General features: G+C 43.7%; 20 protein-coding genes. 17 read left to right on the top strand and 3 right to left on the bottom strand.

Annotated features, from left to right (window positions below; translation table 11 throughout):
• Positions 1-188: 188 nt before the first annotated feature.
• Positions 189-353: a hypothetical protein gene (locus tag AAC855_RS08985; RefSeq protein ID WP_340609243.1), complete on the bottom strand. Its 165-nt coding sequence runs from the start codon at positions 351-353 to the stop codon at positions 189-191.
• A 140-nt stretch (positions 354-493) separates the two neighbouring features.
• Here AAC855_RS08985 and mdtD point away from each other — a divergent pair, with 140 nt between their 5' ends.
• The gene (mdtD, locus tag AAC855_RS08990) at positions 494-1891 is read left to right on the top strand and encodes a multidrug transporter subunit MdtD (protein WP_340609244.1); all 1398 of its coding nucleotides are present in this window, start codon (positions 494-496) and stop codon (positions 1889-1891) included.
• 45 nt (positions 1892-1936) lie between these two features.
• Here mdtD and rbsK read toward each other — a convergent pair whose 3' ends face one another.
• Complete coding sequence (rbsK, locus tag AAC855_RS08995; RefSeq protein WP_340609245.1) at positions 1937-2866, bottom strand: ribokinase; 930 nt, start codon at positions 2864-2866, stop codon at positions 1937-1939.
• Between the two features lie 310 nt (positions 2867-3176).
• On the opposite strand from rbsK, the gene ravA reads away from it, so the two are divergent.
• Both ravA and viaA read left to right on the top strand, forming a co-directional pair.
• Positions 3177-4679, top strand: coding sequence for an ATPase RavA (gene ravA, locus AAC855_RS09000; RefSeq protein WP_340609246.1), 1503 nt, complete (start codon positions 3177-3179; stop codon positions 4677-4679).
• A gap of 4 nt (positions 4680-4683) precedes the next feature.
• Positions 4684-6141, top strand: coding sequence for an ATPase RavA stimulator ViaA (gene viaA, locus AAC855_RS09005; RefSeq protein ID WP_340609247.1), 1458 nt, complete (start codon positions 4684-4686; stop codon positions 6139-6141).
• A 26-nt stretch (positions 6142-6167) separates the two neighbouring features.
• Here viaA and asnA read toward each other — a convergent pair whose 3' ends face one another.
• Positions 6168-7160 carry an aspartate--ammonia ligase gene (asnA, locus tag AAC855_RS09010; RefSeq protein ID WP_340609248.1) on the bottom strand — a complete coding sequence of 331 codons (993 nt, stop codon included), beginning with the start codon at positions 7158-7160 and terminating at the stop codon, positions 6168-6170.
• Positions 7161-7326: 166 nt separating this feature from the next.
• Here asnA and asnC point away from each other — a divergent pair, with 166 nt between their 5' ends.
• The 14 genes from asnC (at position 7327) to glmU (ending at position 20440) form a co-directional block, all read left to right on the top strand.
• Positions 7327-7788 carry a transcriptional regulator AsnC gene (gene asnC, locus AAC855_RS09015; protein ID WP_099110088.1) on the top strand — a complete coding sequence of 154 codons (462 nt, stop codon included), beginning with the start codon at positions 7327-7329 and terminating at the stop codon, positions 7786-7788.
• Between the two features lie 92 nt (positions 7789-7880).
• Positions 7881-8321, top strand: coding sequence for an FMN-binding protein MioC (mioC, locus tag AAC855_RS09020; protein ID WP_340609392.1), 441 nt, complete (start codon positions 7881-7883; stop codon positions 8319-8321).
• Positions 8322-8694: 373 nt separating this feature from the next.
• Positions 8695-10584 carry a tRNA uridine-5-carboxymethylaminomethyl(34) synthesis enzyme MnmG gene (mnmG, locus tag AAC855_RS09025; RefSeq protein WP_340609249.1) on the top strand — a complete coding sequence of 630 codons (1890 nt, stop codon included), beginning with the start codon at positions 8695-8697 and terminating at the stop codon, positions 10582-10584.
• Between the two features lie 12 nt (positions 10585-10596).
• Positions 10597-11211, top strand: a complete 615-nt coding sequence (gene rsmG / locus AAC855_RS09030; protein ID WP_340609250.1) for a 16S rRNA (guanine(527)-N(7))-methyltransferase RsmG — start codon at positions 10597-10599, stop codon at positions 11209-11211.
• Between the two features lie 615 nt (positions 11212-11826).
• A complete protein-coding gene (atpI, locus tag AAC855_RS09035; protein WP_340609251.1) occupies positions 11827-12204 on the top strand; it encodes a F0F1 ATP synthase subunit I in 378 nt (125 codons plus the stop codon).
• 31 nt (positions 12205-12235) lie between these two features.
• The gene (gene atpB / locus AAC855_RS09040; protein WP_340609252.1) at positions 12236-13060 is read left to right on the top strand and encodes a F0F1 ATP synthase subunit A; all 825 of its coding nucleotides are present in this window, start codon (positions 12236-12238) and stop codon (positions 13058-13060) included.
• A 49-nt stretch (positions 13061-13109) separates the two neighbouring features.
• Entirely contained in the window at positions 13110-13352 is a 243-nt protein-coding gene (gene atpE, locus AAC855_RS09045; protein WP_038266976.1) for a F0F1 ATP synthase subunit C, read from the top strand.
• A 54-nt stretch (positions 13353-13406) separates the two neighbouring features.
• On the top strand, positions 13407-13877 hold the full coding sequence (gene atpF, locus AAC855_RS09050; RefSeq protein ID WP_099110082.1) for a F0F1 ATP synthase subunit B: 471 nt from the start codon (positions 13407-13409) through the stop codon (positions 13875-13877).
• Positions 13878-13889: 12 nt separating this feature from the next.
• Positions 13890-14423: a F0F1 ATP synthase subunit delta gene (gene atpH, locus AAC855_RS09055; RefSeq protein WP_099124460.1), complete on the top strand. Its 534-nt coding sequence runs from the start codon at positions 13890-13892 to the stop codon at positions 14421-14423.
• A 14-nt stretch (positions 14424-14437) separates the two neighbouring features.
• The gene (atpA, locus tag AAC855_RS09060) at positions 14438-15979 is read left to right on the top strand and encodes a F0F1 ATP synthase subunit alpha (protein WP_340609253.1); all 1542 of its coding nucleotides are present in this window, start codon (positions 14438-14440) and stop codon (positions 15977-15979) included.
• 72 nt (positions 15980-16051) lie between these two features.
• Complete coding sequence (gene atpG, locus AAC855_RS09065) at positions 16052-16915, top strand: F0F1 ATP synthase subunit gamma (RefSeq protein WP_099110079.1); 864 nt, start codon at positions 16052-16054, stop codon at positions 16913-16915.
• A 34-nt stretch (positions 16916-16949) separates the two neighbouring features.
• Positions 16950-18332: a F0F1 ATP synthase subunit beta gene (gene atpD, locus AAC855_RS09070; protein WP_099110078.1), complete on the top strand. Its 1383-nt coding sequence runs from the start codon at positions 16950-16952 to the stop codon at positions 18330-18332.
• Positions 18333-18353: 21 nt separating this feature from the next.
• Positions 18354-18776, top strand: a complete 423-nt coding sequence (locus AAC855_RS09075; RefSeq protein ID WP_086954833.1) for a F0F1 ATP synthase subunit epsilon — start codon at positions 18354-18356, stop codon at positions 18774-18776.
• A gap of 233 nt (positions 18777-19009) precedes the next feature.
• Positions 19010-20440, top strand: coding sequence for a bifunctional UDP-N-acetylglucosamine diphosphorylase/glucosamine-1-phosphate N-acetyltransferase GlmU (glmU, locus tag AAC855_RS09080; RefSeq protein WP_340609254.1), 1431 nt, complete (start codon positions 19010-19012; stop codon positions 20438-20440).
• The last annotated feature ends 101 nt before the right edge of the window (positions 20441-20541 follow it).

The following is a 20541-nucleotide window of genomic DNA, read 5'->3' on the forward strand; positions in this document are numbered from 1 at the left end:
TGTTAGTTCGTAATGAATTAACTGTTCAGTCACTCTTCAAGACTTTAATCTTTTTTTGCCTTTCGGCATGTCGATAGTGTCTTGCGAGTGCCCACACAGATTGTCTGATTAAGTTGTTAAAGAGCGGTGCAACCGGAAGTGTCTTCCGTGTTGCGAGGCTGCGTATCTTACGCTTTTCGCCTCCGGAGTCAAGCGTTTATTTTCGCTTTCGTTCCGCTGGCCTCGGCGGCTGTGTGCAGCTCAGCGTCGGTCAGTGGTGGCGCATTATAGGGAGTTTTTCGGCCCTGACAATAGTTTTTTTGCATTTTTTTCCGTTCGTTTCTTTTTTCAACAAAACCAGCAATAATGCTCACTTTCAATTCAATTATTGATGATATCTACAGCAGTTTTAAAATTCATGCGGCGAAACAAGAAATCTGCTGGGTATATTTTTATGCATTAAAATGATACTTAGTTACCAAATAATCATCATGACAACATCACAGGACATCTAATGGTCAAATCTGCGCGCAGCATGTCCGGATTGCCTTGGATTGCAGCCATGGCTTTTTTTATGCAATCTCTGGATGCAACAATCCTGAATACCGCACTTCCGGCAATTGCAAAAAGCCTAAACCATTCTCCATTAGCAATGCAGCCAGCGATTGTCAGTTACACCTTAACTGTAGCAATGTTGATTCCAGTCAGTGGTTGGTTAGCAGATAGGTTTGGTACCCGGCGGGTTTTCATTTATGCCGTGTCCTTATTTTCTTTAGGCTCTCTTGCCTGTGCATTATCCAGTTCACTTTCTTTTTTAGTCATTTCACGCGTTGTGCAGGGGATTGGTGGTGCAATGATGATGCCGGTTGCTCGTTTGGCTTTATTACGGGCTTATCCGCGCAGTGAACTATTATCTGTGCTGAATTTTGTCACGATGCCCGGATTACTAGGCCCTATTTTAGGGCCACTGCTTGGTGGGGTATTAGTGACTTATGCTACATGGCACTGGATATTCATTATCAATATCCCCATTGGCTTACTCGGTATTATCTACGCCAGAAAACATATGCCCAACTTTACTATGCCAAAAAGTCCTTTTGATTTTGCAGGGTTCTTGATGTTCAGTTCAGGCTTGGTGATGATTTCAGTCAGTCTGGATTTATTTGGTAATAGCTCGTTATCAAACTATGTTCCAGCTGTAGTATTCGTCTCCGGTATCATGATGCTATTCGGGTATTGCTTTTATGCCAAAAGACATCCCAATCCACTTATTAGTCTCAATTTATTTGAAACCAGAACATTCTCCGTTGGTATCGGCAGTAATATCGCGACCCGTTTAAGCACAGGATCACTTTCTTTTCTTATTCCGCTGATGCTACAGGTAGGTTTTGGTTACTCTGCTATCATTGCAGGTATTATGATGGCTCCGAACGCCATTGGCGCTATTCTAGCTAAATCTTTTGTCACTCGGATACTGTCCCTATTCGGATATAGAAATACCCTTCTTTGGATCACAGTCATTATCGGTCTTATGATTGCCCAGTTTTCGCTTCAATCCCCAGAACTGTCACTCGCATTTTTGATTATCCCTCTATTTATATTGGGAATGGTTATGTCTACTCAATTTACAGCGATGAACACAATTACTCTTGGTGATCTCAACGATAATAATGCAAGTGCTGGGAATAGCCTGCTGGCTGTGGCCCAACAATTATCTATTAGTTTAGGAGTTACCGTCAGTGCGGCTATCCTGCGGTTTTATGAAGCAGAAAATTATGGTTCTACGATAGATAACTTTCACTATACCTTTCTTACGATAGGTGTCATTACACTGGTTTCTGCCTTTATCTTTCTGCTCTTAAAGAAAAAGGATGGCATCAACTTGGTTAAGAAAAAGCGACCTAAAAAATGATGTTACGCCCGCAAAGCGGGCAACGTCCTTTGATGATTATTCCGGTTAACCTTGCTCAGACAAAAACTCATCAACTTCATTTCGCCAAGGAATGGAAGGCTGTGCACCACGACGAGTCACTGCTATCGCGGCCGCTGCATGGGCAAAACGAATTGCCGATAAAATTTCTTTTCCTTCTAATAATCCCGTAACCAAAGCGCCATTAAATGTATCTCCTGCCGCAATCGTATCGATGGCCTTTACCTGGAACCCAGAAATTACTTTACCTTGTTTGCCTTGTTCGCTGAGCCATACTCCACGACTCCCTAGTGTAATGATAACTGTGTCTATTCCTTTGTTATGCAGAACATGAGCCGCTTTTTCTGCTCCTGAATCATCTGTTACGGCAATACCAGTGAGATATTCTACTTCTGTTTCATTAGGAGTAATAATATCTACCAGAGAAAGTAGCTGATCTGAGATTTTTTGGGCTGGAGCAGGATTAAGGATCACTTTGGTATGATGTTTTTTCGCTATCTCTGCAGCCAACAGCACAGTATCCAATGGCGTTTCCAGCTGTAGCAGTAACGCATCTGCCTCCCTAATAACTTGTTCATGGTAGCGGAGATATCTAGGTGTCAATGCGCCATTTGCGCCTGAATTAATACCAATCACATTTTCTCCCTGTTGATTAACAAAAATCAGGGCGACTCCTGTTGTTTCACCTTCAATCACTTCAATGGCAGAAGTATTGATATTGTCTTCTATTAATTGCTGACGAATACGTTGACCAACATCATCCTGACCAACACAAGCAATAAATGTAATATCAGCACCACAGCGACCAGCAGCAACTGCCTGATTTGCGCCTTTTCCGCCGAATGCTACCTGATATTGCTGCCCCTGCACCGTTTCCCCTGCCTGAGGAAACGATTTAAGATTCAATATATGATCGACGTTAATACTTCCCATCACTACCAGTTTTGCCTTACTCATTATATTTACTCCTATCCGCTGACCATTCAGCTATCAAAACTAACAATCGTACAGTGATAATGATTTTTGGTAATACACCTCTGTGTAACTGTAATCGTGATATCAGTTTTTTGTACTCGATAAACATCTACATCTATTACAAGTACTGGTTCAGATATCCCACGAAGTTAATGCTAAATTAATTCCATAGGCAGAACCAGAAATTGGCAATGCAACAAAAATTCAACAAATATTCATCAAAACCTTTGCATAGATAGTTTTTTACCTATAAATAAATGACAGTTACTATTTGAGTTATGGTGTTCATGATATGCAATTGGTTGAGAAGATATCCCGGCTAAGTCAGTATCTGGAAAGTGGGCTGTATGAAAGACGGCAGGCCATCAGGCTTTGTCTGCTGGCTGCTTTATGTGGAGAAAGTGTTTTCCTTCTCGGACCTCCGGGTATAGCAAAAAGCCTGATCGCTCGTCGGATAAAATTTTCTTTTCAGAATGCCCGTCATTTTGAATACCTGATGACACGCTTTTCCACCCCGGAAGAGATTTTCGGTCCTCTCTCTATTCAGGCGTTAAAAGATGAAGGGCGTTATCAGCGTCTTACTGCAGGTTATTTACCTGAGGCAGAAATTGTTTTTTTAGATGAAATCTGGAAAGCAGGCCCTGCTATTTTGAATACGCTACTGACAGCTATAAATGAAAAAAAATTCAGAAATGGCAATCAGGAAGAACTGTTACCAATGAGGTTATTGATCACCGCTTCCAATGAACTCCCTGATGCCAATAATGGCCTGGAAGCACTTTATGATCGCATTCTGATCCGACTTTGGTTGGATAATATTCAGGAAAAGAAAAGTTTTCATGCTTTACTCACAGATCACAGCAATGAAAATACCAACCCTGTACCCGACCACTTTCAAATTACCAATGAAGAGCTTGATCAATGGCAGGATAAAGTCAGCCACATATCCCTTCCGATCCCTATTTTTGAGTTGATCTATCAACTGCGTCAGCAAATTAATACTATAGAAAATACTCCTCATACCTCAGATCGTCGATGGAAAAAATCTATTCGTTTATTACAGGTCAGTGCTTTTTTCAGTGGAAGAAACGCTATATCTCCCCTGGATCTCGTTCTACTAAAAGATTGTCTGTGGCACGACTTAAATGCTTTAAAACTTATCCCTCAACTTCTGCATAATTTACTGACAGAACAGGCTTATCAACAACGCTCTTTAACCCACAAAATGGAAGTGCTATACCAACAGTGGATGAAAGCCAGACAAGATAAAAATCCCCATCCACCTTTACAACTATCCACTAAAGTATCAGTTTTTGGTCGCCGTACTCACTATTTGCTTCCTGAAAACATCAATGGTGAGAAGCTGACACTATTTCTGTCATCTTCACTAAATTTACATGATCTTGCTGTTAATTTTATCGAAGTAGAGAAATGTCATCTGGAAAAATCCCTTAAAAAGAACGGTGGCACTTTATCTGTCCGGTTAAATGGAATTGGTTTTCCACAAAAAATTCCTTTTGAAATTAACAAAAAAAATCAAATTGAAATGCTGGATATCAGCCGAAATCGTGCTGTGTTATGTCTATCTGAACAAAAGCAGGTAATCCTGAAAAAAGAACAGGCACAATGGAAGGAAAAACTCTTGTCTATTGACGATGAAATCCAGCACCAGCACCAATTGTTTAGCCAGCATCAGCCCTGCTTATTTATCGAGCCACATTGGCTGGCTGATATTGAGCAAAGTTTTTCCCAATTAACCGAAGAGCTTCAGAAATTAAGATCAAAAATGGGGTGATGACATGCTAACTCTGACTTCGCTCGATCTTCTACTCGCCATAAATGAAAGTAATTTGATCGAGGAAATTATCTTAACATTCTTAAACACACCTCAATTGATCATCTTCTTTAAAAATTTTCCCGGAATAAAACAAGCATTGCTGAAAGAAATTCCAGACTGGCGAAAAACATTGCAGCAAAGGATAGAGGAAACCCTTATTCCTTTACCTTTGGCTGAGGAATTTCATTTATATCAACAAATAACAATAATGGAATCTGCTGAGTTTTATCAGAAATTACCTCACCTTGTTGAAAAGCTAAAGCAAATTCAATCCCCTTTTGCTAATGATGCCAACAAATTATATCAGCGATCATTTCAGGGGAGTAAAGCTGGGCATGTATTGTTTATTCAACGCTGGCGCGAGTGTCTGCTCCATCAAACGATGACAATTCATAAGACATTATTGGAACAAGAAAAGGATCTGTTTCTGACAGAGATCCAGAAAAGATTACTAGTAGCAAGTCATCTTGCGCCTATCTTCAATGAAAATGATCAATCAGCCGGGTGCCTATGGGATATGAGCAAGGGTCAGTTTCAACTGTCAGAACATAACATATCGCTACTAAATCAATATGCTGAATTCCTCAGACAACAACCTGAACTTGAGCAGTTAGCTCAACTATTGGGCCGTAGTCAAACCGCTAAATCATTACCTAAAGACAGCACAGCTCTGGAACCATTTACCCAAACTGAATGTATTCCCGATACCGTGCCAGAGCAAGTCAGCGGGCTTCAACAAAGTGATGACATTCTGAGAGTTTTGCCTACAGAGTTGGCCATGCTAGAGGTTGAAGAGTTGGAGTATGAGTTTTATCGTCGACTAGTAGAAAGAAAACTACTGACCTATCGCTTGCAGGGAAATAACTGGCAGACAAAAACTGTTTTAAAACCGGCTATTCATCATCATGACGAAAGGCAACCCAGAGGGCCATTTATTGTCTGTGTGGATACTTCCGGTTCGATGGGAGGCTTCAATGAGCGCTGTGCCAAAGCATTTTGCCTGGCTTTGATGCGTATCGCACTGGCTGATAACCGCCAGTGTCATATCATGCTATTTTCCACAGATATCGTTCATTATGACTTAACATCGCAGAATGGATTAACTCAGGCGGTGAATTTTCTGGGACAAACATTCAAGGGAGGAACGGATCTGGCCTTCTGCCTGAAAACAGCAATAGGAAAAATGGAAAAATACATCTGGAAAGATGCTGACGCTGTTGTCATTTCAGATTTCATTGCCCAGCGTTTACCGGGTGATCTAATCCATCAGGTACAAAATCTGCAACAGCACCAACAACACCGCTTCCATGCGGTCTCCCTGTCCAATTACGGGAAGCCCGGTATCATGCGAATATTCGATTATATCTGGCGTTTTGATACCGGGATTACAAGCCGTTTACTGCGAAAGTGGCAGCACTGAAAACTTAATTCTTTCAAAAAACAGACTTACAGGACACCTTCAACAGATTCAATTATTTCTGGTGACCAAACACCACACTGAACCTGACCAATGTGTGACATTTGCAGCAACAACATCACTAAACGGGACTGACCAATACCACCACCGATAGATTGTGGCATCTCACCTTTCAGAAGAGACTGGTGCCAGTCGTACTGTAAACGCTCTTCATCACCGGACAACGCAAGCTGACGCTCCAGCGCTTCCGCATCAACACGGATCCCCATTGAAGAAATTTCAAAAGCATCCTGCAAAACAGGGTTCCAAACGATAATGTCACCGTTCAGGCCAAGGAAACCATCGCTGTTTGGTGTTGTCCAATCGTCATAGTCCGGTGCACGAACATCATGTGCCTGACCATCAGACAGCTTACCGCCGATTCCCATCAGGAAAACAGCACCAAATTCTTTTGCAGCCGCACGTTCACGACCTTTGGCATCCAGATCAGGGTAGCGTTTCAGAAGCTCTTCACTGTGCATGAAGTGAATTTGATCTGGCAGGAACGGTGCCAGACCAAATTCCTTACTGACTGCTTGTTGTGTTTCTTTTATCGCTTCGTAGATTTTACCCACTGTCTGTTTTAAATAGTCGAGTGAACGGCAACCTTCACCCACTACTTTTTCCCAATCCCACTGATCAACAAAGACCGAATGGATAGGAGTCAGGCGATCCTCATCAGGACGCAGAGCCTTCATATGCGTATACAATCCTTGTTCTGCCTGAAAACCAAAGCGACCTAATGTTTTACGTTTCCATTTAGCCAGAGAATGAACCACTTCAAACGTTGCATCAGGTAGTGTCTTAACCTTAACCTGTACCGCTTTTTCGTGGCCAGACAGGTTATCCTGAGTACCATCACCAAGACGGCTCAGAATTGGTCCCTGTACTTCGATTAAACCAAGTTGCTTCTCTAGCAGACGTGAAAAGTAAGATTTCACAAAACTAATCTGCTGCTGTTTTTCAATAAAGGATGTTTTCATGATGCTGCTCTCTAAATTTTTTAGTGACCCTGTGTCCTGTTGATATATATTAAGCAACAAAACAGAGTATAAATTCAATATCTGATAATAAAAATATACACCAGTGCAGATAAACGATAATTTTTACACTATAAAAATGAATATCATTTAAAAATAGGGATTGAAAATGGCAGAAATTTATCAGATCGATAATTTAGACCGAGACATACTTCATGCTTTAATGGATAACGCACGTACCCCCTATGCTGAATTAGCCAAGAAATTCGCCGTCAGCCCGGGTACGATCCATGTTCGCGTAGAAAAAATGAAGCAGGCGGGAATTATTTCCGGCACTCGGGTTGATATCAGTGCTAAACAACTCGGGTTTGACGTATGCTGCTTTATTGGCATCATCCTGAAAAGCGCGAAAGACTATCCGGCAGCATTACAAAAGCTCGACATGTTGGATGAAGTCGTTGAAGTTTATTACACAACAGGGCATTACAGTATTTTTATCAAAGTCATGTGCCGGTCTATCGAATCTCTTCAAGATGTGCTTATTAACAAGATCCAAACCATTGATGAAATACAGTCAACGGAAACACTGATCTCGCTGCAAAACCCGATCATGAGGACGATAAAACCCTGATCCTGAAAAACCTATAACCATATTATCCACAGGTAGATCCCGGCAGACTCACAACGTACAATAGTTGCTCTTCAAATTTAGCAAGGATCATGATGAGCACGATAACCTTAATCAGCGGTAGCACAATGGGCAGCGCTGAGTATGTTGCTGAGCATATGGCAGAGATCTTGGATAATCTTGGTTTTTCAACAGAGATATTACATGGCCCTTCATTAGGTGATTTGCCTCTGAATGGGCTGTGGATTGTCGTCACATCAACACATGGAGCAGGAGATTTACCTGAAAATCTTCAACCTCTCGCGGATGAGATCGCACAACAGAAACCTGATCTGAGTCTTGTAACATTTGGTGCTGTTGGGATTGGCAGTTCTGAATATGACACATTTTGTGGTGCAATAAGATCATTGGAACAATTATTAGAAGATCGGCAGGCAAAAAGGATCGGCGATCGACTGGAAATAGACATCTTGCAACACGAAATTCCAGAAGATCCAGCCGAAGAATGGGTCAAAGAATGGGCAAAGTTACTCTGATCAGATTAAAATTTTAGCGATCAACTGTGGATAACTTAGCTAAAAAGCAGGGGTTAACCCGTAGTTATCCATTTAATAACCCTATCCCGATCTAACGGTTGTGCATAACTAGCTATTTAGATCCCAGCTTATACTGAGTTGGATCACGGATCATTCACAGCAAATGATCCTTTTCAGCATCATGATCTTTCTATGGAAAATCCACTTATCCACAGATGATCGCGATCCTAATAAAAGATCTAATAAAGAGATCTTTAAATAAAAAGATCTTATTTTAAATAATGACGATCACTCCTACTTGGTCTAATGACCAAACTTGAGTAGAATTCTCTCCCCAATGCAAACTAGCATTCTTACAATTGAAGGTTCGCACATGTTTTATCCAGAACATTTTGACGTCATCATTATCGGCGGTGGTCACGCAGGTACTGAAGCAGCAATGGCAGCCGCACGTATGGGGCGTCAAACCTTATTACTGACTCACAATATTGATACTTTGGGCCAGATGTCATGTAATCCAGCCATTGGTGGGATCGGTAAAGGGCATCTGGTAAAAGAGATCGATGCACTTGGCGGTCTGATGGCAAAAGCAACGGATCTGGCTGGTATTCAGTTCAGAACACTTAATGCCAGCAAAGGCCCTGCGGTTCGTGCAACACGAGCACAGGCTGATCGTGTACTGTATCGACAGGCTGTAAGAACTGCACTGGAAAATCAGCCTAACTTAATGATCTTCCAACAATCAGTCGAAGATCTAATCGTTGAAAATGACACAGTTATCGGTGTTGTTACTCGTATGGGACTGAAATTCAGGGCAAAATCTGTTGTCCTGACGGTTGGTACTTTCCTTGATGGAAAAATTCACATCGGTCTGGAAAATTACAGTGGTGGACGTGCTGGTGATCCTCCGGCGATCGCTTTGTCACATCGTTTACGCGAACTCCCTTTGCGTGTTTCCCGACTGAAAACGGGTACACCACCTCGTATCGATGCAAGAACCATTGATTTCAGCCAACTTGAACAACAATTTGGTGATAACCCAACACCTGTATTTTCTTTCATGGGAAACAGGGATCAACATCCACAACAGATCCCGTGTTACATCACTCATACCAATGAAAAAACCCATGAAGTGATCCGTAATAATTTGGATCGCAGTCCAATGTACGCGGGGATCATCGAAGGGATCGGGCCACGCTATTGCCCTTCTATCGAAGATAAAGTGATGCGCTTCGCCGATCGTAATGCACACCAGATCTTCCTTGAACCAGAAGGGCTTACCAGCAACGAAATTTATCCTAATGGGATTTCAACCAGCCTGCCATTTGACGTACAAATGCAGATAGTCCACTCCATGAAAGGCATGGAAAATGCGCGGATTATCCGCCCGGGTTACGCGATCGAATATGACTTCTTCGATCCACGCGATTTGAAACAGACGCTCGAAAGCAAATTTATTAATGGTTTGTTCTTTGCGGGTCAGATCAATGGCACGACCGGTTACGAAGAAGCTGCGGCTCAAGGATTATTAGCAGGCCTGAACGCTGCCCGTTATGCTACTGACGAAGAAGGTTGGTTCCCTCGCCGTGATCAGGCTTATATCGGTGTATTGGTTGATGATCTATGCACTCTGGGAACAAAAGAACCTTACCGGATGTTCACATCACGTGCAGAATATCGTTTGATGTTACGTGAAGACAATGCTGATCTACGTTTGACAGAACAAGGTCGTGAACTAGGATTAGTTGACGATCTGCGTTGGGAACATTATTCCCGTAAAGTTGAAATGATTGAGCAAGAGCGTCAACGCCTGAGTAATATCTGGGTTCATCCACACTCTGAAAGTCTGGATGAGATCAATCAAGTGCTGAAAACCCCATTGTCAAAAGAAGCCAATGGTGAAGATTTACTTCGTCGCCCGGAAATGAACTACGAATTGCTGACATCAATGCCACGTTTTGCACCGGGGCTGACTGAACCTCAGGCAGCAGATCAGGTTGAGATCCAGGTTAAATACGAAGGTTATATTGCCCGTCAGCTGGAAGAGATCGAAAAACAGCTGCGTAACGAAAACACGGTATTGCCTGTTGATCTTGATTACAAACAAGTCAACGGACTTTCGAATGAAGTTGTTGCAAAACTGAATGACCATAAACCAAGTACTATTGGTCAGGCTTCACGTATTTCTGGCATTACACCGGCAGCTATCTCCATCTTGCTGGTATGGTTGAAAAAACAGGGTTTATTGCGTCGTAGTGCCTAAGAGGACAAGGTTTTGTTTAACAAATTGGAATCGCTGTTAGCGAAGACTGACATTATTTTATCGTCGGAGCAAAAACAGCAACTTGTTGCCTACGTTGATATGCTCAACAAATGGAACAAAGCTTACAATCTAACATCTGTTCGTGATCCAGAACAAATGCTGGTTCGCCATGTTATGGATAGCATTGTCGTTAATCCCTTCCTTCAGGGAACTCGTTTTATTGATGTTGGAACAGGGCCCGGCTTACCGGGCATTCCACTGGCAATTGTACGGCCTGATTCTCATTTCACCTTACTGGATAGTTTAGGGAAACGCGTCCGTTTTCTACGCCAGGTTCAACATGAGTTAGGGCTTACTAACGTTGAGCCAGTACAGAGCAGGGTTGAAGCGTTTACGCCTGAGGTACTTTTTGACGGCGTGATCAGCAGGGCTTTTGCATCTTTGCAGGATATGCTGTCATGGTGCCATCATCTCCCTAAAGCCATTGATGGGCGTTTTTATGCGCTGAAGGGCATAGTACCGGAAGAGGAGCTGGCTCAGTTACCTGCGGGGATCAGTCTTGATGCAGTCATTCCGCTTCAGGTTCCTGAGCAAGAAGGGCAGCGCCATTTAGTGGTACTTAAGTAAAACAGATTTTGTTGTTTATCAATAAAAGTTTAAATAATTAGTGACGTCGGCCACAGTTATATTGTTACGGACGTTACTAATTATCTTCCCCGTCTTTTCATATTTATTTACCGGTAGATCACAGAAAAATAACTTTCATTTTATATTGAGCAAATTGTTCTTTCTAAGAAGAGACATCCATTTTCTTTATAAATAAATTTTAGAGAAAGTGTTCAAAATAAATCTTTAAGATTTTTTGGGGATATATTGAATAAAACTTTATGGCTATAATATTAATTAATTGATTTTATATAGAAAAAATAAAAGATAATCATCACAAATTTAATGATAAACAGTATTAATGTTTTGATTGAGTGTGATATGTATCACGTTTGTTTTCGGGCTCGATAGATTAAACGTTACAAAATACTAAATGGTATTTGTGAGCAATCTACCATCAAAGTTAGAAATTTAAATTATTATTCACTTTTTCGCTACTTATGGATTGAATTCATTTCGTCTGCCCGTATAATTTGCACGTTTTTGTCACTTGACACTCTTAAGCAAAGACAGTTTTATACAACATTCAGCAAAGCCTGATATGTAATGGTGTACTTCAGGGAGAAAACAAAAGTCATGTCTGTATCCCTTTATAGCGGTAAAATTGCACTGAAACTGTTACTTTTGCAGTTAATGACTTTTGTTATTCTCAGTGCGGCTTTTTATACCAGAAGTACCGAGTGGGGCGTTTCTGCTTTTGCCGGTGGGTTAGCATTTTGGCTGCCAAATGTCATTTTTATGCTGCTCACTCACTTTCAAAAGGTAAAAGAAGAGGGTGTACCTGTACGCATTGCATGGTTCTTCGCGATTGGTGAAGGGGTTAAAGTTATCACCTCAATAGCCATGCTGATAGTTGCCTTAGGGGTGTTCAAGGCGGCATTTGCACCACTTGGTGTGGCCTATTTAGCGGTGCTGATTGTGCAGATCATCGCACCTGCCGTAATGAACGGTTAGTGTTTTTAACAATAAAAGGGTAAAAAGCATCATGTCTGCATCAGGAGAAGTTTCAACTTCAGAGTATATAAGTCATCACCTGAGACACCTTCAGTTAGACTTGCGTACCTTTGAGTTGGTCAATCCCCAAGCTAATGGCTATGAAGCGACGTTCTGGACGTTGAACATTGACTCGCTTTTTTTCTCCGTTGTATTAGGGATGTTGTTTCTGTTTGTGTTCAGGAAGGTCGCGGTTAATGCCACTGCTGGTGTGCCGGGTAAATTCCAGACTGCAGTAGAAATGATTATCGGTTTCGTTGATAACACTGTACGTGATATGTATCACGGAAAGAGCAAAGTAATTGCCCCTCTGGCTTTGACTGTGTTCGTCTGGGTGTTTTTGATGAACGCATTGGATTTGCTGCCAATCGATCTCATTCCTTTAATCGGTGAATATGTCTTCGGCCTGCCTGCTCTGCGTATTGTTCCAACAGCAGATGTTAGTGTCACTATGTCGATGGCGCTTGGCGTCTTTGTCCTCATTCTATTCTATAGCATTAAGATGAAAGGAATCGGCGGTTTTGCGAAGGAGCTGGGGTTACAGCCTTTCAATCATCCTCTGTTTATTCCTATTAACTTAATTTTGGAAGGGGTTAGCTTGCTGTCTAAACCTATATCACTCGGTCTGCGACTGTTTGGTAATATGTATGCCGGCGAACTGATCTTTATTCTTATTGCGGCTCTCTTACCGTTTTGGTCACAGTGGATGCTCAGCTTACCATGGGCGATTTTCCACATACTGATTATTACGTTACAAGCCTTTATTTTCATGGTTCTGACGATTGTTTATCTGTCGATGGCATCTGAAGAGCATTAATTTTATCAATCATTAATAGTGTTTTAACTGAAACAAACTGGAGACTGTCATGGATATAAACATGGATCTGCTGTACATAGCTGCCGCTATTCTGATGGGTTTGGCTGCTATCGGTGCTGCGATCGGTATCGGCATCCTTGGGGGCAAATTCTTGGAAGGTGCAGCTCGTCAGCCTGATCTGATCCCTCTGCTGCGTACTCAGTTCTTTATCGTTATGGGTCTGGTTGACGCCATCCCGATGATCGCTGTGGGCCTGGGCTTGTATATGATGTTCGCTGTCGGTACCAAGTAACGAACAGAACTGAAAATTAAGCCGATTCATTAATTGAAATAGAGGTATTGTGCCGTGAATATTAACGCAACAATCCTCGGCCAGGCCATCGCGTTTGTCCTGTTTGTTTTGTTCTGTATGAAGTATGTATGGCCACCAATCATGGCGGCCATCGAAAAGCGTCAGAAAGAAATTGCTGACGGTTTGGCTTCAGCAGAGCGTGCTAAAAAGAACCTGGACTTAGCGCAAGCCAATGCGACCGACCAACTGAAAAAAGCGAAAGCAGACGCACACGCTATCATCGAGCAGGCTAATAAACAAAGAGCCCAGATTATTGATGATGCAAGGACTGAAGCTGAGCTGGAACGTAGCAAAATAGTAGCGCAGGCTCATGCTGAAGTTGAAGCTGAAAGCAAGCGTGTTCGTGAAGAGCTACGTAAACAGGTTGCGCTGTTGGCTATCGCAGGTGCCGAGAAGATCATCGAACGTTCCGTGGATGAAGCTGCTAACAGCGACATCGTTGATAAACTGGTCGCTGAACTGTAAGGAGGGAGGGGCATGTCTGAATTTGCTACTGTAGCTCGCCCCTACGCCAAAGCAGCTTTTGACTTTGCTGTGGAACACCAATCTCTCGAACACTGGCAGAACATGCTGGCGTTCGTTGCAGAGGTAACCCGCAATGAGCAGGTTGGTGAGCTGCTTTCCGGTTCATTAGCACCGGAAACGTTAGCCAATACCTTTATCACTTTATGTGATGATCAGGTAGATGAGCATGCTCGTAACTTTATTCGTGTCATGGCAGAAAATGGTCGCTTGCTGGTATTACCAGAAGTCTTCCTGCAATTTATCCAATTGCGTGCATCACTGGAATCAACAATTGATGTTGAAGTGATATCTGCGTCCGAACTGAATGAGCAGCAGCAGGCTAAAATTTCTGCGGCGATGGAAAAACGTCTGTCACGCAAAGTGAAGCTGAATTGCAAAATTGACAAGTCTGTTATTGCCGGCGTGATTATCCGTGCGGGTGACATGGTGATCGATGGCAGTATTCGTGGCCGTCTGGATCGTTTAACAGACGTCTTGCAGTCTTAAGGGGACTGGAGCATATGCAACTGAATTCCACCGAAATCAGCGAACTGATCAAACAGCGTATTGCTCAGTTCAATGTGGTGAGCGAAGCTCACAATGAAGGTACGATTGTTTCCGTTAACGACGGTATCATTCGTGTCCACGGTTTAGCCGATGTCATGCAGGGTGAGATGATCGCACTGCCTGGCAACCGTTATGCAATTGCACTGAACCTGGAGCGAGACTCCGTGGGTGCGGTTGTGATGGGGCCGTATGCTGACTTGGCCGAAGGCATGAAAGTCAAATGTACTGGCCGTATTTTGGAAGTACCTGTTGGTCGTGGTTTGCTGGGTCGTGTTGTTAACACACTGGGTGAGCCAATCGATGGTAAAGGCGCTGTTGAGAATGATGGTTTTTCCCCAGTAGAAGTTATCGCTCCGGGCGTTATTGATCGTCAATCCGTTGACCAGCCTGTCCAGACAGGTTACAAATCTGTTGATGCCATGATCCCAATCGGCCGTGGTCAGCGTGAGCTGGTTATCGGTGACCGTCAGACGGGTAAAACTGCGCTGGCGATTGATGCGATCATCAACCAACGTGATTCCGGTATCAAATGTATTTACGTAGCGATTGGTCAGAAAGCCTCTACTATTGCTAACGTAGTTCGTAAACTGGAAGAGCATGACGCACTGAAAAACACCATCGTTGTTGTTGCATCTGCTTCTGAATCTGCTGCTCTGCAATATCTGGCACCATATTCTGGCTGTGCGATGGGTGAATACTTCCGTGATCGTGGTGAAGATGCCCTGATTGTTTACGATGACCTGTCTAAACAGGCTGTTGCTTACCGTCAGATTTCTCTGTTGCTGCGCCGTCCGCCTGGACGTGAAGCATTCCCTGGTGACGTTTTCTATCTGCACTCCCGTCTATTGGAGCGTGCAGCGCGTGTTAACGCTGAATATGTTGAAAAGTACACCAATGGTGAAGTGAAAGGCAAAACAGGTTCTCTGACAGCACTGCCAATCATCGAAACACAGGCTGGTGACGTTTCTGCATTCGTACCGACAAACGTTATCTCCATTACTGATGGTCAGATCTTCCTTGAATCTGCTCTGTTCAACGCAGGCATCCGTCCGGCGGTTAACCCGGGGATTTCCGTATCCCGTGTAGGTGGTGCTGCTCAGACTAAGATTATCAAGAAATTGTCTGGTGGTATCCGTACTGCTCTGGCTCAGTACCGCGAACTGGCGGCATTCTCCCAGTTTGCATCTGATCTGGATGATGCGACTCGTAAGCAGCTGGATCACGGTCAGAAAGTAACTGAGCTGTTGAAACAGAAACAGTATCAGCCAATGTCTATCGCACAACAGGCTCTGTCTCTGTTTGCTGCTGAGCGTGGCTATCTGGAAGATGTCGAAATCGCGAAAGTGGTCAGTTTCGAATCTGCGCTGTTGGCGTATGCTAGCCATGAACATGCTGATCTTCTGAAAGAGATTGACCACTCTGGCGATTACAACGGAGAGATTGAAGCGAAGCTGAAAGCTCTGTTGGAATCCTTCAAGGCGACTCAGTCCTGGTAACACTATTCGGCCCTGTTTGATTCTGTTTAACGAAAAAACACGGGCCGTCTGGTTGAATACGGAGAAGCAGAAATGGCCGGCGCAAAAGAGATACGTACCAAAATCGCCAGTGTGCAGAACACGCAGAAAATCACTAAAGCGATGGAAATGGTCGCCGCGTCCAAAATGCGTAAAACGCAGGACCGCATGGCGGCCAGCCGTCCTTATGCAGATACCATTCGCAGCGTGATTGGACACCTTGCGTTAGGTAATCTGGAGTACAAACACCCATACCTTGAAGAGCGTGAAGTTAAACGCGTTGGGTACGTGGTTGTTTCTACTGACCGTGGTTTATGTGGCGGTTTGAACATTAACTTGTTCAAAAAATTGCTGATAGAAATGAAAGACTGGTCTGATAAAAAAGTCCAGGTTGATTTGGCACTTATTGGATCAAAAGCGGTTTCTTTCTTTTCTTCTGTTGGTGGCAACGTTGTTGCCCAGGTAACAGGGATGGGAGATAACCCATCATTGTCCGAATTGATCGGGCCAGTCAGCGTCATGATGCAAGCATATGACGAAGGGCGTCTGGATAAACTGTATATAGTGACAAATAAGTTCCACAATACAATGTCTCAGGTTCCGACAATCACTCAGTTATTGCCTCTGCCAGCCGGAGACGATGAAACACTGAAGAAAAAGTCCTGGGATTATCTGTATGAACCAGATCCTAAGGCGCTGTTGGATACCCTGCTGCGTCGCTATATAGAATCGCAAGTTTATCAGGGCGTCGTTGAAAACCTGGCTAGTGAGCAGGCCGCACGAATGGTAGCGATGAAAGCCGCGACTGATAACGGTGGCAACCTGATCAAAGAGTTGCAGTTGGTTTACAACAAAGCTCGTCAGGCCAGCATTACTCAGGAACTCACCGAAATCGTTTCGGGTGCAGCTGCGGTTTAACAGCTAGGTTTACGAATTACGTAGAGGATTCAAGATGGCTACTGGAAAGATTATCCAGGTAATCGGCGCCGTGGTGGACGTCGAATTCCCTCAGGACAGCGTACCAAAAGTATACGATGCCCTTGAGGTTAAAAACGGTGAAGAAAAACTGGTGCTGGAAGTTCAGCAGCAGTTAGGCGGCGGTATCGTTCGCTGTATCGCAATGGGTACTTCTGATGGTCTGCGCCGTAATTTGGAAGTGACTGATTTAGGTCATCCAATCGAAGTCCCTGTTGGTGAAGCGACTCTGGGTCGTATCATGAACGTACTAGGTGACCCGATTGATATGAAAGGTGACATTGGCGAGCAAGAGCGCTGGTCAATTCACCGTACTGCACCAAGCTATGAAGAGTTATCTAACTCTCAGGAACTGCTGGAAACCGGTATCAAAGTAATGGACCTGATTTGTCCATTCGCTAAAGGTGGTAAAGTCGGTCTGTTCGGTGGTGCGGGTGTAGGTAAAACCGTTAACATGATGGAGCTGATCCGTAACATCGCGATCGAGCACTCCGGTTACTCTGTATTTGCGGGTGTCGGTGAACGTACCCGTGAAGGTAACGACTTCTATCATGAAATGACAGACTCCAACGTACTGGACAAAGTATCTCTGGTATACGGTCAGATGAATGAGCCACCAGGAAACCGTCTGCGTGTTGCTCTGACCGGTCTGACCATGGCGGAAAAATTCCGTGATGAAGGCCGTGACGTTCTGTTGTTCGTCGATAACATTTACCGTTATACCCTGGCAGGTACCGAAGTATCGGCACTGTTGGGTCGTATGCCATCTGCGGTAGGTTATCAGCCAACGCTGGCGGAAGAGATGGGTGTTCTGCAAGAACGTATCACCTCAACCAAAACGGGCTCAATCACTTCCGTACAGGCCGTTTACGTTCCTGCGGATGACTTGACTGACCCATCACCAGCAACAACCTTTGCTCACTTGGATGCAACCGTTGTACTGAGCCGTCAGATCGCATCTCTGGGTATCTACCCAGCGGTTGACCCACTGGATTCAACCAGCCGTCAGCTTGATCCACTCGTTGTTGGTCAAGAGCACTATGATGTAGCTCGTGGCGTTCAGTCTATCCTGCAACGTTATCAGGAACTGAAAGACATCATCGCTATTCTGGGTATGGACGAACTGTCAGAAGATGACAAACTGGTTGTTGCTCGTGCTCGTAAGATCCAGCGCTTCCTGTCTCAGCCATTCTTCGTTGCAGAAGTATTTACCGGTTCACCAGGTAAATTCGTGTCTCTGAAAGACACCATCCGTGGCTTCAAAGGCATCCTGAACGGTGATTATGACCACCTGCCAGAGCAGGCGTTCTACATGGTTGGTACCATCGAAGAAGCTATAGAAAAAGCTAAGAAGCTTTAATACGGCTGACGGGAGGTTGATATGGCTGCAATGACGTTCTCCCTGAACGTAGTCAGCGCTGAAAAACTGATGTTTGAAGGGCTGGTACAGAAAATTCAGGTGACTGGTAGTGAAGGTGAGTTGGGGATTTATCCTCAGCACACCCCGCTGCTTACTGCCATAAAACCGGGCATGATACGTATTGTTAAGCAGTTTGGTGAAGAAGAGTTTATCTACCTGTCAGGTGGTATTCTGGAAGTTCAGCCAAACGGCGTGATCGTACTGGCCGATACAGCGATCCGTGGTAAGGATTTGGATGAAGCCAAAGTGCTTGAAGCCAAGCGCAAGGCGGAAGAACATGTCCGTAATTCCCACGGCGATGTTGATTATGCTCAGGCATCTGCTGAATTGTCGAAAGCGATTGCAAAACTTCGTGTAATCGAACTGACGAAACAGCTGATGTAGGATTACCCAATAAATTTCAAATATTAGCTGATAAGGTTAAATTTGAGAGATAAAAGGTAAATACCCAATGGATTTCGAATTGCATTGAGACAATTGGAAAGACAGAGGGTAAGGCAGTAGATAAAAAGCCAGTTAGTCATGCTAACTGGCTTTTTTGCATTACGAAATATGTAGCAATTTATTTCGTAAACAGGTTTACTTTTATACTTAAAATCGGAATTGTCAGGTTTCTTATGTCTATTACACCCAACGCAACTGTTTCCAAGCCAATTACTTCCAAATCAACGAGTGCAAAAAGTGTTGTGATACTGGCTGCGGGAAAAGGAACCCGCATGTATTCTGACCTCCCTAAAGTCCTGCACTCACTGGCGGGAAAGCCGATGGTTCAGCATGTCATTGATACTGCAATGGCATTGGGTACCCAAAATGTTCATCTGGTATATGGGCATGGTGGTGACCTAATGAAACAAACGCTTTCAGGCCAGAAAAACGCTAATCAAAACCTGAACTGGGTATTGCAAGCAGAGCAGTTAGGTACTGGTCACGCGATGCAGCAGGCTGCTCCACATTTTGCCGATGATGAAGATATTCTGATCCTCTACGGCGATGTACCACTGATTGCTCAGGATACGTTAGAACGTTTGATCGAAGCTAAACCAGAAGGTGGTATTGGCTTATTGACTGCTATTTTGGATAACCCGACCGGATATGGTCGTATCATCCGCGAAAATGGTGAAGTCACAGGGATCATCGAACAAAAAGATGCCACTGACGAGCAGCGTAAAATCAACGAAATTAACACCGGCATTCTGGTCGCAAACGGTGGTGATTTGAAGCGCTGGTTATCCAAACTGGAAAACAATAATGCGCAGGGTGAATACTACCTGACAGACGTTATTGCACTTGCACATCAGGAAGGCTGTCAGATTAAAGCTGTTCATCCAAGCCGTTTAAGTGAAATGGAAGGGGTTAACAACCGTCTTCAGCTTTCTGCTCTGGAACGTATTTACCAGTCTGAACAAGCAGAAAAATTACTGCTGGCGGGTGTCATGTTACTCGACCCGGCTCGTTTCGATCTGCGCGGAACACTAGAGCATGGCCGGGATATCATCATTGATACCAATGTCATTATTGAAGGTCATGTCGTATTGGGGAATAACGTTCAGATAGGTTCTGGCTGTATTCTGAAAAACTGCGTTATCGGTGATGGTGTGGTAATCAGCCCTTATACTGTAATAGAAGATTCTGAACTCGCAGCTGAATGTACCGTCGGGCCTTTTGCGCGCTTGCGTCCGGGATCTAAATTGGCGGAAAAAGCCCATGTCGGCAATTTCGTTGAAATGAAAAAATCCTCCCTTGGCAAAGGTTCCAAAGCAGGGCACCTGACTTATTTGGGTGATTCTGAAATTGGAAGTAATGTAAATATCGGTGCAGGAACCATTACCTGTAACTATGATGGCGCCAATAAATTTAAGACTGTCATTGGTGATGATGTATTTGTGGGGTCTGACAGCCAGCTTGTTGCTCCTGTAAACATTGCTAAAGGTGTGACAATTGGCGCAGGAACTACCGTAACAAAAGATGTTGCTGAAAATGAACTGGTTATCAGCCGTGTTAAGCAAACACATATTAGGGACTGGAAACGTCCTGTTAAGAAAAAATAAAATATATCTATAAATAATAAAAATCCCCATCTCTACAAAGCTCGGGGAACGGTAAATCCAGAACGAGATTTGCCGGAACACAATCAGGTTGTGAGACATAA

It is taken from the genome of Xenorhabdus bharatensis (assembly GCF_037996705.1).
Classification (GTDB): Bacteria; Pseudomonadota; Gammaproteobacteria; order Enterobacterales; family Enterobacteriaceae; genus Xenorhabdus; species Xenorhabdus bharatensis.

Bases quoted from the DNA above. Each gene is read 5' to 3' on its own strand.
- mdtD (WP_340609244.1), top strand. From the start codon at position 494: ATGGTCAAATCTGCGCGCAGCATGTCCGGATTGCCTTGGATTGCAGCC.
- rbsK (WP_340609245.1), bottom strand. From the start codon at position 2,866: ATGAGTAAGGCAAAACTGGTAGTGATGGGAAGTATTAACGTCGATCAT.
- ravA (WP_340609246.1), top strand. From the start codon at position 3,177: ATGCAATTGGTTGAGAAGATATCCCGGCTAAGTCAGTATCTGGAAAGT.
- viaA (WP_340609247.1), top strand. From the start codon at position 4,684: ATGCTAACTCTGACTTCGCTCGATCTTCTACTCGCCATAAATGAAAGT.
- asnA (WP_340609248.1), bottom strand. From the start codon at position 7,160: ATGAAAACATCCTTTATTGAAAAACAGCAGCAGATTAGTTTTGTGAAA.
- asnC (WP_099110088.1), top strand. From the start codon at position 7,327: ATGGCAGAAATTTATCAGATCGATAATTTAGACCGAGACATACTTCAT.
- mioC (WP_340609392.1), top strand. From the start codon at position 7,881: ATGAGCACGATAACCTTAATCAGCGGTAGCACAATGGGCAGCGCTGAG.
- mnmG (WP_340609249.1), top strand. From the start codon at position 8,695: ATGTTTTATCCAGAACATTTTGACGTCATCATTATCGGCGGTGGTCAC.
- atpI (WP_340609251.1), top strand. From the start codon at position 11,827: ATGTCTGTATCCCTTTATAGCGGTAAAATTGCACTGAAACTGTTACTT.
- atpB (WP_340609252.1), top strand. From the start codon at position 12,236: ATGTCTGCATCAGGAGAAGTTTCAACTTCAGAGTATATAAGTCATCAC.
- atpE (WP_038266976.1), top strand. From the start codon at position 13,110: ATGGATATAAACATGGATCTGCTGTACATAGCTGCCGCTATTCTGATG.
- atpH (WP_099124460.1), top strand. From the start codon at position 13,890: ATGTCTGAATTTGCTACTGTAGCTCGCCCCTACGCCAAAGCAGCTTTT.
- atpA (WP_340609253.1), top strand. From the start codon at position 14,438: ATGCAACTGAATTCCACCGAAATCAGCGAACTGATCAAACAGCGTATT.
- atpG (WP_099110079.1), top strand. From the start codon at position 16,052: ATGGCCGGCGCAAAAGAGATACGTACCAAAATCGCCAGTGTGCAGAAC.
- atpD (WP_099110078.1), top strand. From the start codon at position 16,950: ATGGCTACTGGAAAGATTATCCAGGTAATCGGCGCCGTGGTGGACGTC.
- AAC855_RS09075 (WP_086954833.1), top strand. From the start codon at position 18,354: ATGGCTGCAATGACGTTCTCCCTGAACGTAGTCAGCGCTGAAAAACTG.
- glmU (WP_340609254.1), top strand. From the start codon at position 19,010: ATGTCTATTACACCCAACGCAACTGTTTCCAAGCCAATTACTTCCAAA.